The following is a 12,932-nucleotide window of genomic DNA, read 5'->3' as shown; positions in this document are numbered from 1 at the left end:
TACATATTGAATGTCTTGGTGTGTCTTTGAATTGAAAGGAATTTCAATGCGATTTTTGAACAAAACATGGGTCAATGGGATGGCCGTCGGGCTGCTGTTGCTGGGAATATGCACAGCGCTAAATGCAAATGCGCAGAGTGCCAATGTGCATAATGCCAATTCGCATAACAAACCCATGAAACATGCCAAGCGCATTCAACTGGCTACAGGGGCTGCCTTGGCACCCGATGGCAGATTGTGGGTGGTGGGCCTGAATGATCGGGGCCAAATGTTCTTGCAGTCTTCGCCAGCGCAAGCCTTGGGGCAATGGTCAGCGCCTGTGATATTGAACACACAGCAAGATGAAATTGCTGCAGACGGAGAGTCTAGACCCAAAATGGCCTTTGGCCCTAACGGCTGGGCTGTTGTGACCTATACGCAGCCGCTGCCAAAGCCCTATACCGGTTTTGTTCGAATGCTTCGCAGTGCAGACGGCGGTCAAAGCTTCTCTGCACCTTTCACAGTGCACCAAGACCGGCAAGAAATTACGCATCGTTTCGAATCTATTCTTTTTGATGCCCAAGGCAATTTGCACACGCTCTGGATTGACAAGCGCGACTTACCGCCAAAAGGAGTGGGCCCCAAATACATTGGTGCGGCCGTATATGGCAACGTTTCTAAAGACGGTGGTGCCACATTTGGCCCTGATTACAAGCTGGCAGATCATTCTTGTGAATGCTGCCGCATTGCCATGAGCAATACGGCAGATGGAAAAGTAGCTGCGGTTTGGCGCCATGTGTTTGGTGAGCAAACTCGTGATCATGGTTTTGCTTTGTTGCCGGTAGCGTCTTCAACTGTTTCGTCAACTGCGCAAGGTCAAACCAAAATCCCAGTCAGAAGTACCTTTGACAATTGGCAAATCAATGCGTGTCCTCACCACGGACCTGGCCTGGCTTCGAACACCTCGCAAACAGGATTTTACATGGTCTGGTTTGGTATTCGCAAACAAGACGGGCAAGACGTGGCGGGTGTGAGATACGCACGCTTGAGTGCCACAGGCGAGCCACTGTTGAATACGCTTAAAGCCATACCTGACCCCAGAGCAGAGCATGCAGATGTTCTCTCATACAAGCAACGCGTGGTTGTGGCCTGGCGATCTAGCGATGGCAGTACAAGCACCCTCAAGGCTTGGATATCGGAAGACGAAGGCCAGAGTTTCAGCGTGAAAGTTTTGGGTCAAACTCAGGGCCCCAATGACCATCCTCGCTTGGTTCAGCGTGCAGAAAAAATGCTGGTGGTGTGGCGTGATACCAAGGAGATCAAAGTTTATGATGTTTCTCAATAATCTTCCACGCAACATGGACACGTCACAACTCAAACGGATTCTCATGTTCAAGCGCTATCTCTGCTTTGCTTTGTTGTTGCCTCTGTTTGTGGTCCAAAATTTGAAAGCTCAAGATCACAAGCATGACCCCAAACACAACACAGTCAATGGTCAAAGCGTTAGCGCTCGAAAGCTAAGTTCAACTGAGACCTTCCACGAAAAATCTTGGGCCCAGCTGCTGAAATCTGGACCTAGGCCAGCCGCCTATTTGTTTACCACGACGTATTGCAGCACTTGCCCTGCAGCCTTTGATGTCCTTCACCATGCGGTGAAAGAAAAAGGACAGGCTGTTCCATTGATGGCCGTCATGATGGATGCCAGTGGTGCCAAAGCATTGAGGCATGCCAGCCACTTCAAGGGAATTACCAAGATGTATGCCTTCGATGGCTTCGAACCAGAGATCAGACAGTCGGTTGACCCTGCTTGGCCCAATGTCACGCCTTATGTGGTGATGATTGATGCCAAAGGCAATGCGCAGAAAGTCATTGGCCCACCATCGCCTGAAATGCTCAAGCGGTGGCTTCCTTAATAGGCGCTTCTTTGATGGGCAAATTGATGAGGGCCGCCAAGGCAGACAAACCAATGTCTGCCCACCACATCCACTGGTAGTCATTGTTGGCCTCGAACACCAGACCGCCCAAGTAAGCACCTAAAAATCCGCCAATTTGGTGTGACAGCAATGTGAGGCCAAACAAAGTGGCCAAGTATCGAATGCCAAAAAGTTTACCAACCAATGCAGCCGTTGGGGGCACCGTGGCCAGCCAAGTTAAGCCTAGACCCACTGCAAAAGCATAGAAAGTCCATTCTGTTTTGGGTGCCACCAAATAGAGGGCAATGAGCACAGCGCGCGAGCCGTACATGAAAGCCAGCACGTATTTGCTTCGGTACAAATTGACGCACGAACCTGCCAACAAGCTGCCCACAATGTTGGCTAGACCAATGAGGGCCAACGACCAACTGGCCACGCTAGGGGAGAGCCCACACAAGCCCACTTCAGTGGGCAAATGCGTGACCAAAAAAGCAATGTGAAAGCCGCAGGTAAAAAATCCGAGGTGCAACAGCAAGTAACTGGGGTTGCGCATGGCATCCGAGACGGCTCTTTTCAAGCCACCCTCTGGATCGGGCGCTTTGCTGGGGGCGTGGGTGTCATTGGTGAGTTTGTTCAACAGAGGAATGGCCAATAAGGCCACCGCTGCCATGGACCACATGGTGCCCATCCAGCCCACCCATTGAATGAGTTTGCCAATGATGGGCGCAAAGACAAATTGTCCAAAAGAACCACCAGCATTGATGATGCCTGATGCCGTACCACGTGATGTTGCCGGCATGCGCTGTGCTGCAGCGCCAAGCAAAACGGAAAAGCTACATGCTCCTGAACCTATGGCAGTAAGTAAACCCATGGTGAGAATGAGGCCCATTTGGCTGGTCACAAAAGGTGTGACGGCGGTGCCCACCACCAAGATGAGCAAGCCATACAACAAGACAGGCCGTGGCCCGTATTTATCGGCAAAGGCACCGGCAACAGGTTGAACCGCTCCCCACACAAATTGACCAATGGCCATAGCCAAGCTGATACTCACAATGCCCAAGCCAGTATCGGTGTTGAGGGGGCCGACATAGAGGCCCATAGATTGGCGCGTGCCCATGGTAATCATGAGAATGGTAGAGGCCATGAGCGTCGTCATCCAAACACCTGGATGATTCATGCTGGAAAAGAGTTTCATGTTTTGTTTAAAAATTGAAGCAGGTCTATTGAAAATTGATCAGGCATTTCAAAGTAGGGCAGAGCACCACTTTCATAGACGGTGAAGCACCAGTTTTGTGAATTGGCATAGCGTTGTTTGCCACGGTAATCGACAAAATCACCACGCGTCCCATGGCTCATCCAAACTTTTTGCGTTAATTTATCGTAGATGTTGGTAATGTCTGCGCTGAAGAGTTGGGCCGACAAAAAGCTCAGGGGTGCATGTTGCGCGCCAGGTTGTCGCGTGGTCCAAACGGCATAGCGATACATTTCTTCGTCAATGTTGTCTGAGCCCCAAGTTTTCTTTAAAAAATACCGAATCACTTTGGGCCGAGTGAGTAAATTGAAAATTGACAGGCCCCAGCCTGGACCCTGAAGCAATTTCCAAAGCCAGTTGAGCCCATAAGTTTTTCCTTCTTGAGCTTGTCTGAGTTTTAAGCCAGTGAAACCTGTTGGACTGACCAACGAGAGGGTTTGAAAATGTGTGGGTTGCTCAGCTGCCGCGCGTGCTAAGAACTCGCATGACAAAGAAACAGCTAACGCATCGATGGCTTGGGGGCCGTGAACGGCTTGGATGTGTTTAACCAAGTCGTGAATGGCGTCGGTCATGAGGCGCGGTGTGTACAAGCGATCGGCGCGTTCTGAATTGCCATAACCTGGAAGGTCGATGGCATAGACCGTTCTGTGCTGGCTTAAAGATTCGAAAACAGGCCTGACCTCAGCAGCGCTGGCGGCGGCATTGATGGTGTGTACCAAAATGAGAGGGCGACCTTGCCCTTTAACGTAAGCGCAAAGATGACCAGTGCCACTGGCAATGGTTTGGAGTTGCCCATTTAAAGCAAGATTCAATGCGTACTTTCATGACCTAATAAAAACTCATTTTCGCACATTGAATGCAAATGCTGGCGGCTAGCTTATGAACCACTCATTCGAGCTTTGTTAGGCCGCCAAAGAAAATAGCGTCAGCACAAGCTAATGCGCTGACGCCATAGAAGCAAAGATTACTTTTTAGCGCCGTCTTTGGCCGCTTCTTTGGCTACTTTTTCAGCCTTCTTGGCATCGGTCTTGGCCTCTGGTTTGACTTCTGTTTTTGCCACAGCTTTGGCGTCGGCTTTGGCTTCAGCTTTGACAGGTGCAGCAGCTGTAGCTACTGCAGGTGTGGTGGCTGGAGTGGAGGCAAATGCAGCTGCTGAGAAAGCGCCAATGATCAAGGTAGCGAGAAGTTTAGTCATGATGTTTCCTTCATGTTGTTTGAAAACTCCACCGATCGGGAGTGATCATTCAACGGCAGGGGAGACACACTTGTTGACCGAAATATTTAATTATTTATGTCAACTTTAGGGCAACACTGGCGTTAATGTTGCCCTATGTAACTGCTCAATTTAGTCCAGTTTAACGCCAGCACTTTTCACAAGTTTGACCCAAAATTTAGAGTCTTCATTTAAAAAACTTGCGAATTGTTCTGGTGATTTTGATACATCTACATCAGTGCCTTCGCGCGCCAATGCCGCTTTCACGCTGGGTTGTGCCATGGCGAATTGAGCAGCATCAAAAATCTTTTTCACAACGGCTGGGGGTGTTCCATTGGGCAAGAAAATGCCATACCAAAACTCAATGGCATAGTCGGGAAAACCTGCTTCAGCAGAACCTGGTATGCCAGGAACCAAACCAGACCTTTCTTTGGTGCTCACACCCAAACCCTTGAGTCGACCAGCCTGAATCATGGGCAACACAGAGGGTGGCGTGCCAAAGGTTACTTGTGTATCGCCAGCCACCACCGATTGAACGGCAGGTGCACCACCTCGAAATGGAATGTGCGTCATTTCAATGCCTGCAATTTGAGCAAACAAGGCGGCACCCAAATGGGGTGCTGAACCGTTGCCTGAGGTGGCGTAATTGATGGTGCCGGGTGCCTTCTTCGCTTTGGCCACCAGCTCAGTCAAGCTGTTTAAACCCGCATTGGGGTTGGCTGCAACGACCAAGGGCGAAGTAGTGATTTTCGTAACAGGAAATAAGTCTTTGGGTGTATATCCCAGCTTGGCGTTGAGGGCAGGATTGACTGAAATGCTGCTAGGACTTGCAATCAATATGGTGTAACCATCGGGCGTTGCTTTTGAAACTGCTTCAGCAGCAATGCTGGAGCCAGCGCCTGCTTTGTTCTCCACAATAATGGATTGACCCAGTGACTTGCCCATGGCATCGCTGATGTTGCGAGCCACATAGTCAGCGGCACCGCCGGGCGCAAAACCCACCACCATCTTGACTGGTTTGTTGGGGTAGTTTGCAGGCGTTTGGGCATGGGCCAACGAGCCAATGCTCAAAGCAGAGGAACACAAAATAGACAAAAGGTATTGAGTTTTCATGAGATCACTTTCAAAACAATTTTTCCAACGTGAGAGTTACTTTCCATTCGAGCTTTGGCGCCTTCCAAGTCTTTGAATTCAAAGACTGAATCGATGCACGCGTGAATTTTGCCTTCTGCAAATGCAGGCAAGATGTCTTTGATGAATCCTTGCACAGGTTCAGCTCGCTGATCGGGCGAGCGCATTTTGTTGGAGACACCAAACAGGGTGAGTCTCTTGGCATGAAGAGCTTCAATGTCCAAAGGTGCATGCAAGACACCGTCAACATACCCGACTGTGCCTAATCGCCCTTGAAAAGAAAGACACTTGAAGCTTTCTTCAAAAACAGAGCCACCGACTGTGTTCACAACCAATTGAACGCCTTTGCCCTCAGTGGTGCTCATGACAGTTGCGTAAAAGTCGGCAGATCGTGAGCAAATGCCCAAGTCCAAACCAAGTGGCTTCAATTGATTGAGTTTGGTTTGCGAACCTGAAGTACCAATGACTTTGGCACCAAGTACTTTGCCCATTTGCAATGAGGCAACGCCCACGCCAGAAGATACGCCATTGATGAGCAGCCAATCGTTCGATTTGAGTTTGCCTTGTTGCACCAACAGGTCATAGGTGACCAAAAATGTAATGGGAATGCTGGCGGCTTGTTCCCACGAAAGCGAATCTGGTACAGCCATCATTTCTTGGACGTTCATGAGTGCGTATTCGGAGAAGCTTGCACCGCAACGAGCCATGACCCGATCGCCCACTTTGAAGGAGGACATTGAATTGACTTTGTCGCCCACAGCCACGATTTCGCCCGCAGCTTCCATGCCGATGGCCTTGGCCCCTTGGCTGCCATGAAGACCGTGGCCTTTGATGAACTCACCTCGGTTCAAGCCTGCAGCATGAACCTTGACCAAGGCTTGAGTAGGCCCCGCAACAGGCATGGGAGCGTCGCGCAATTCGATGGGGTTTGGCACATCGTCGATGTGCATCCAGTAGGATTTCATTTTCAGATGCCTTTGAAAATAGGTTTGCGTTTTTCCATGAAGGCTTTTCGACCCTCGGCGTAATCGGCAGATTCAAAACAGTTGCGAATGAGTTGTTGACAAAGCGCCATGTCCAATTCTGGAGAAGGTTTCAGAATTTCTTTGGTAATGGCTTTGGCGGCTGCGATGGTGATTGGCGCATTGGCAGCCAAGGCCGAGGTGTATTCGGACAACAACGCTGGCAATTTTTCTGTTTCACACACCCGACTGATCAAGCCCAATTGAAGAGCTTCTTGGGCGTCTAATCGCCTTGCCGTGAAAAACAGATCTTTGGCCGCGCCCGGGCCGATTAAATCCACCAAATTCTTCATGGCGGAATAGCGATAGCCTAGGCCAAGTTTGGCCGCTGGCACTGAAAAAACAGCATCACTGGCCGCAATGCGCATATCGCAACTGATGGCCACATTGACGCCTCCGCCAATGCAATAACCTCGGATACAAGCCAGTGTGGGTTTTGGAAAATTGTAAATACTCATGAGAGCTGTTTCGGCCATCTGCTCGTAGCGGGTGACGGCTTCTTTGGCCGCTCTCATGTCTTCAAACTGAGAAATGTCTGCGCCTGAAACAAAGGCTTTTTCGCCTGCTCCTGAAAAAACAACCAAGCGCACACGCATGTCTTGTTCAGCCTGCGATAAAAGCACTGGAACAGCCTCCCACATGTCGACCGACAAAGCGTTGTGCCGCGCCACATTGTTGAATCGAATGTGCAGGGTGGTTTGATCTAACCATGTTTCAACACGGTCGGTGGGGGAAAGATAGACAAAGTCGCTCATCAATAAACTCCAGTCGATTTGAGGCGCGGTAAGTCCTCAGCTTGCACGCCAATTTCTTTGAGTATTTCTTCTGTGTGCTCACCACGTCGTGGTGCGGCGCGTGCAATGCTGCTGGGTGTTCGTTCAAGCTGCACCGGCTGCCCAACCATGCGCTGAGGTCCTTGGTGGACTGACACCACATCTTTGACCATGTTCAGATGTTTAATTTGAGGTTCTTCAAACACTTGGTCCATGCTGTTGATCAAACCGCAAGCCACGCCTCCTTCGTTCAGCTTTTCGATCCAATAGGAACAATCTTTTTTCGCCAAGCGCTCATTGATTTCTTGATTCAATGCGTCTCGGTTCACGGAACGACTGGGCTTGTCGTGATAACGCGGATCTGTGACCCACTGAGGCGCTTCCAAAATGTCGCAAAAACGTTCCCAAATTTTTGAGCCAAAGACTGCGATGTTCATGTAGCCGTCGCGCGCTTTGTAGACGCCAGTGGGAATGCTGGTGGGATGAAAGTTGCCGGCTTGGGTGGCTACTTCTTGGTCAATGAGCCATCTGGAAGTTTGAAAGTCCATCATGTAAACCATGGACTCCAACAAAGATGTGTGAAGCCATTGTCCTTGGCCTGACTTTTCTCGCTCAAGCAAAGCGACCAAAATGCCTTGGGCTGCAAAGATGCCTGCACACAAGTCGGCAATAGGGATGCCAACGCGCATAGGGCCTTGCTCTGCCATTCCTGTGACAGACATCAAGCCGCCCATGCCTTGTGCAATCTGATCGAACCCTGGCCTGTTGGCCAAAGGACCAGTTTGTCCAAAGCCCGAAATGCTGGCATAGACCAATCCAGGATTGCTGACTTTCAAACTCTCATAGTCAATGCCCAAACGAAACTTCACATCGGGCCTGAAGTTTTCAACCACCACATCGGCTTGGTCGATGAGCTTTTTCAGCAGTTGAATACCTTCTGGCTCTTTCAAGTTGAGGGTGATCGAGCGCTTGTTTCTGTGGGTGTATTGGTAGTCAGAACCCTCTTGGCCGCCCAAAGTATCGTCGCCGCGCATGTGCTCTGGCATTTGAACTTGAACGACATCGGCGCCCCAGTCGGCCAATTGGCGGCATGCTGTGGGGCCAGCTCTGACTTGTGTGAGGTCAATCACTCGAAATCTGGACAGAGCAGAGGAGGCTGGTTGGTGTGGCATTTTGAAGAATTTTCAATGAATCAGGCGAGATTATCCGAAGAAATGCTTGAGAAAATCTCTCGCCTACTTGTTAGGAGAAATGCCGATAGCTTGAATTTGCTGGTGCATGGAACAGGTCATGAACCAAGAATTTCTTGCGCCATCAAAGTAAGGCATTCATGTGTTCTGTTTTTTGCATGAAGTGTTTGAGCACTTTGTATGTGTTCAAAGTTTCGCTTCATCGAAGCAAAATAGCTTGGATCGTAGTGCAGTGTGAGAAGATCTTTGACCACCAAATCAATTTGATCATTTTGAATTTGATTTTGCCAAGCCTCAACAACTTGCTTGCCGCGAATAGGCACCAGTGCATCTAGACGCCTAGAGAAAAGCTCAGGATCTTTGACAAAAAAATCGTAGTCTTCTAGCAAGAGCTTAACCCGTTCCTCGTCCGAGAGCTCAAGTTGATAGCACTTTCCCGAACGGATAGCCAAGATCAAAGACTCAGGGATGGCCAAATTTCCGACTTTCCGACTTTCCGATTCGACATAAACAGGCTTTGAGCTGTCCATTTGTCGCAAGGCGTCCCATAGGAGAGTGTCAAAGTTTTTCTGGCTAGGCTGGGGCTCACCTGGAATGAATCCAAGCACTGAACTGCGGTGATTGGCAAGGCCCTCTAAATCCAAAACCTGCGCTCCTTGAGCTTTCAAGCAATGTAAGAGCCTTGTTTTTCCAGAGCCTGTGGGGCCGCAAATGACGCGCCAGCGAAGGCGCTCAGCCAGGGGCGGGATGGCATTGATCAACTCACTCCGAAAGGCTTTGTAGCCGCCTTCGATGAGGGTTACCTTGAAGCCAATTTGTCCCAAGATGAGTGCCAAAGAGCCGCTGCGTTTTCCACCGCGCCAGCAGTAGACCAAGGGTTGCCAGTCTTTGGGCATTTCAATGACATGCTTTTGAATGTGCTTTGCAATATTGGCGGCCACCAAGCCTGCGCCTTTTTTCTTGGCCTCGAAAGGGCCTACTTGTTTGTAAAGTGTGCCAATGACAATGCGTTCTTCGTTGTTCAAAGAAGGCCAATTGACTGACCCTGGCAAATGATCTAGGGCATATTCATCTTCACTTCTGGCGTCAATGATGGCACTGTAGCCACCAGATTGGCCCATGGGAATGGACATCCGCTCCATGGCTTCTTTGGCGCTCACTGGATTCACACTCACAAAAGACCCTTCGTGCTGATTTTCAGGCCTTGTAAAAGGTTGGTGAGTTGGGGAGTGGTGAGCAATGGCGTGGTCATGTAGTGGTCAGCGCTCTTTGCGCGAAAGATCTCATAGAAAGTGTTGTCTGGCTTGATTATGGCAAACCCGACTTGGAGAAGTTTTGATTTCTAGGAACAATGTGAATGTTTTAAATTTTTAAAGGTTGGCCATGACTGATCGCAGATCCGCAATTTTGAAAATGACGCTATTGAGTTTGGGTATGTCTTTCACAGCACAAGCCATTGCGCAAGACAAATTTCCTTCTAGACCGGTCACTGTAGTGGTGCCTCAAGCGGCTGGTGGTGCCAATGACGCCATTGCTCGCGTCATTGCGCAAAAGCTATCGGAACTATGGGGTCAAACGGTGCTGGTTGAAAATCGGCCAGGTGCAGGCGGCAATGTTGGCACAGCATTTGCCGCCAAAGCCAAAAATGACGGTTACACCCTGTTGGTGAACGCAGACAGCGCGCAAGTGATCAATCCTTCTTTGTACGCCAAAACTGGATTCGATCCCATTAAAGATTTTGACCCCATCGCACCCTTGGCCAAAGCAGGTTATGTTTTGGTGGCCAACCCCAGTGTGCCAGCCAACAATGTGGCTGAGCTCATTGCCTTGGCCAAATCGAAGCCTGGTTCTTTGTCCATCGCCTCTGCAGGCAACGGCACATTGAACCATCTGATTGGTGAAATGCTCCAAAAGGCTACCGATATTCAGCTGCAGCACATTCCTTACAAAGCCGCCGCCGCAGCCGCCACCGATGTTGCGGGTGGGCAGGTTCCTTTGTCGGTTCAAAGCATGCCATCCTCCATTGCCTTGATTCGATCTGGCAAGCTCAAAGTATTGGGTGTTGTGAATGAAAAACGCCTTGCGGCCTTGCCAGATTCGCCCACCATTGGAGAGACCGTGCCTGGTTTTGGTGCAACCCCTTGGTATGGCATGTTTGCCCCAACTGGCACACCGAAAAACATTTTGGTTCAAATTCAGAATGATTTGGCCAAGGTGCTAGATGCCAAGGAAGTTCAAGATCGTTTGGCGACCTTAGGTTGCGAGCCCTTCAAAGGCACATCCGATCAGCTTGCACAAATTGTGAGAACTGATTTGGTGCGTTGGGCCAAAATTGTGAAAGATTCTGGCGCCAAGATCGACTGATTTTGATTAAACCCCGCCGTGTGGATGGGTGGGGTCAATCCACAGCACCTGCTCAGGTTTTTCGATAGGCTCAATGTCGAGGTTGACCGAGACTGCCTGTCCGTCACTCCTGCACAGCACGCATTCCAATACTTCTGTAGGGCTGGCGTTGATTTCTTGATGAGGCACAAAGGGTGGCACATAAATGAAATCGCCGGGGCCTGCTTCGGCAGTGAACTCCAAACGATCACCCCATCGCATGCGGGCGCGTCCCTTGATCACATAAATCACGCTTTCTAGTGGGCCATGATTGTGAGCACCCGTTTTGGCATTGGCTGAATGGTGACGGTGCCAGCCCAGAGCTTTTCTGCGCCAACCCTGGCAAAGTTGATTGCCGCTTTTCTGTCCATGCCTGGGGTAGAGGGAACATTCCCGTCCAATTGATTGCCAGGCACCACACGCACGCCGTCGTGTTTCCATGCAGCTGTTTCTGCTTTGTCTGAGTCTGAATGATGATGGTTTGTCATGGCAACTACCTGTTATTTAACATATTGTTTGTCAACTATAGGTTTTTAAGCAATATGTTGTTTGAATTGAAATGGTTTTGGTGTGAAATCTGTGCCTATTTTGCTTCAGCCATTGCATGTTTGTACAGTTTTATCGCACCAAGATAGGCATTTTGGGTTAGTCTGACATTTTCTAAAAACATCTTGAAAATGACCAGACAAGCTGCCATCGATCGAGCGTCCGAAGAATTTGACAATGGTTCCTTTCGTTCAACTCTTCAGAAAAGAATTTCTAGGCCCACGGAGAGCCAAAATCCAGCCAGATCTGCCGAACTTCTGGCTTATTTAACTGAGGAACTCCAGCCCGCTTTGCTAGACATGGGTTTTGAGTGTCGCCTCATTGAACACCCAAAAGCAAAAGCGCCATTTTTGTATGCCGAGCGCTTGGAAGACCAAGCTTTGCCAACCGTTTTGGGCTATGGCCATGGTGATGTCATTCGCGGGCTAGAGTCTGAATGGCGAGAAGGTGTTTCACCTTGGACCTTGACTGATTTAGAAGGGCGCTGGTATGGCCGTGGCATTGCAGATAACAAGGGCCAGCATTCTGTTAATTTAAAGGCGATGGCCTGCGTGCTGGCTGAGCGGGGTTGCTTGGGCTTCAATGCCAAATTCATCATTGAAATGGGCGAAGAAACAGGTTCTCCCGGTTTGAGAGACGTCTGCGCGGAGTATGCAGATTTACTTAAAGCAGACTTGTTGGTGGCGTCCGATGGGCCTCGGCTTAGAGCAGACCGACCCACTATCTTCTTGGGATCGCGCGGTTGTATCAATTTTGACCTCAGCATCGATGCCAGATCGGGTGCTCATCACTCGGGCAATTGGGGCGGACTGATCTCCAACCCAGGCATCCAACTGGCCCATGCCATAGCCTGTTTGGTCACAGACCATGGTGAGATCTTGGTGCCCGAATGGAAGCCAAAGTCATTGCCCGATGCGGTGAGGCGCGTATTGGCTGACTGCGAAGTCGATGGCGGCGCCAATGGCCCTCAAATTGAGCCTGATTGGGGGCAACCAGGCCTGAGTCCAGCCGAGCGCGTCTTTGGCTGGTGTTCGTTCGAAGTGTTGGCCTTCAAAACTGGCAACCCTGACAATCCTGTGAACGCCATTCCGCCCAGAGCCAAAGCCACGTGCCAGTTGCGGTTTGTGGTGGGCATCGACAGCACAGACATATTGGATGCTTTGCGCAGGCATTTAGACCAGCATGGTTTTTCTTATGTGCAAATTACGGCAGCGCGCGATGAAATTTTCAAAGCAACACGCATTGACCCAGACGATGCTTGGGTGACATGGGCCGCCAATTCATTACAACAGACCACCCACAAAACGCCTGCTATTTTGCCTAATTTAGGGGGCTCCTTGCCAAACGATATCTTCACAGAGGTGTTGGGCTTGAAGACCATTTGGGTGCCCCATTCGTATCCTGGCTGCTCTCAACATGCTCCCAATGAGCACCTTCCTCCGGAGCTTTTGAAAGAAGCTCTCCAGGTCATGACTGGTCTTTATTGGGATTTGGGTGCAGGCAACACCCCTCATGCCAATTAAACTGGTGG

The 12,932-nt window shown here is 50.0% G+C and carries 12 protein-coding genes and 1 pseudogene; 4 read left to right on the top strand and 9 right to left on the bottom strand.

Features of this window, described 5'->3' with window-relative positions; translation table 11 throughout:
- Positions 1-175 precede the first annotated feature (175 nt).
- Together B9Z32_RS10555 and B9Z32_RS10550 are read left to right on the top strand one after the other, a co-directional pair.
- Positions 176-1,324, top strand: a complete 1,149-nt coding sequence (locus B9Z32_RS10555) for a hypothetical protein (protein WP_108421601.1) — start codon at positions 176-178, stop codon at positions 1,322-1,324.
- A complete protein-coding gene (locus B9Z32_RS10550; RefSeq protein ID WP_146179481.1) occupies positions 1,308-1,892 on the top strand; it encodes a thioredoxin family protein in 585 nt (194 codons plus the stop codon). The genes B9Z32_RS10555 and B9Z32_RS10550 overlap by 17 nt, the downstream gene beginning before the upstream one ends.
- Here B9Z32_RS10550 and B9Z32_RS10545 read toward each other — a convergent pair.
- From B9Z32_RS10545 to mnmH, 8 genes are all read right to left on the bottom strand, one after another.
- A complete protein-coding gene (locus tag B9Z32_RS10545) occupies positions 1,873-3,087 on the bottom strand; it encodes an MFS transporter (protein ID WP_108421381.1) in 1,215 nt (404 codons plus the stop codon). The two genes, B9Z32_RS10550 and B9Z32_RS10545, sit on opposite strands and share 20 nt — an antisense overlap.
- The gene (locus tag B9Z32_RS10540) at positions 3,084-3,956 is read right to left on the bottom strand and encodes an alpha/beta fold hydrolase (RefSeq protein WP_108421380.1); all 873 of its coding nucleotides are present in this window, start codon (positions 3,954-3,956) and stop codon (positions 3,084-3,086) included. The genes B9Z32_RS10545 and B9Z32_RS10540 overlap by 4 nt, the downstream gene beginning before the upstream one ends.
- Before the next feature lie 152 nt (positions 3,957-4,108).
- Positions 4,109-4,339, bottom strand: a complete 231-nt coding sequence (locus B9Z32_RS10535; RefSeq protein WP_108421379.1) for a hypothetical protein — start codon at positions 4,337-4,339, stop codon at positions 4,109-4,111.
- Between the two features lie 150 nt (positions 4,340-4,489).
- Positions 4,490-5,470: a tripartite tricarboxylate transporter substrate binding protein gene (locus tag B9Z32_RS10530; protein ID WP_108421378.1), complete on the bottom strand. Its 981-nt coding sequence runs from the start codon at positions 5,468-5,470 to the stop codon at positions 4,490-4,492.
- Positions 5,467-6,453: a zinc-binding dehydrogenase gene (locus tag B9Z32_RS10525; RefSeq protein WP_108421377.1), complete on the bottom strand. Its 987-nt coding sequence runs from the start codon at positions 6,451-6,453 to the stop codon at positions 5,467-5,469. The genes B9Z32_RS10530 and B9Z32_RS10525 overlap by 4 nt, the downstream gene beginning before the upstream one ends.
- Before the next feature lie 2 nt (positions 6,454-6,455).
- Positions 6,456-7,265: an enoyl-CoA hydratase gene (locus B9Z32_RS10520; RefSeq protein ID WP_108421376.1), complete on the bottom strand. Its 810-nt coding sequence runs from the start codon at positions 7,263-7,265 to the stop codon at positions 6,456-6,458.
- Positions 7,265-8,455 (bottom strand): CaiB/BaiF CoA-transferase family protein, encoded by a 1,191-nt coding sequence (locus B9Z32_RS10515; protein ID WP_108421375.1) that lies wholly within the window; start codon positions 8,453-8,455, stop codon positions 7,265-7,267. Before B9Z32_RS10515 ends, B9Z32_RS10520 begins: the two co-directional genes overlap by 1 nt.
- A 116-nt stretch (positions 8,456-8,571) precedes the next feature.
- Positions 8,572-9,648 (bottom strand): tRNA 2-selenouridine(34) synthase MnmH, encoded by a 1,077-nt coding sequence (gene mnmH, locus B9Z32_RS10510; protein WP_108421374.1) that lies wholly within the window; start codon positions 9,646-9,648, stop codon positions 8,572-8,574.
- 238 nt (positions 9,649-9,886) lie between these two features.
- On the opposite strand from mnmH, the gene B9Z32_RS10505 reads away from it, so the two are divergent.
- Positions 9,887-10,837 (top strand): tripartite tricarboxylate transporter substrate binding protein, encoded by a 951-nt coding sequence (locus B9Z32_RS10505; RefSeq protein WP_233248286.1) that lies wholly within the window; start codon positions 9,887-9,889, stop codon positions 10,835-10,837.
- Between the two features lie 6 nt (positions 10,838-10,843).
- On the opposite strand, the pseudogene B9Z32_RS10500 reads toward B9Z32_RS10505, so the two are convergent.
- Positions 10,844-11,343: pseudogene (locus B9Z32_RS10500) on the bottom strand (cupin domain-containing protein).
- A gap of 189 nt (positions 11,344-11,532) precedes the next feature.
- On the opposite strand from B9Z32_RS10500, the gene B9Z32_RS10495 reads away from it, so the two are divergent.
- Positions 11,533-12,924, top strand: a complete 1,392-nt coding sequence (locus B9Z32_RS10495) for a M20 family metallopeptidase (RefSeq protein ID WP_108421372.1) — start codon at positions 11,533-11,535, stop codon at positions 12,922-12,924.
- Positions 12,925-12,932: the final 8 nt, after the last annotated feature.

Origin of the sequence: Limnohabitans sp. MMS-10A-178 (genome assembly GCF_003063375.1) — a bacterium.
Classification (GTDB): Bacteria; Pseudomonadota; Gammaproteobacteria; order Burkholderiales; family Burkholderiaceae_C; genus Limnohabitans_A.
Note: the sequence above shows the minus strand (reverse complement) of the source record. Positions and strands in the feature narration are given on the sequence as shown.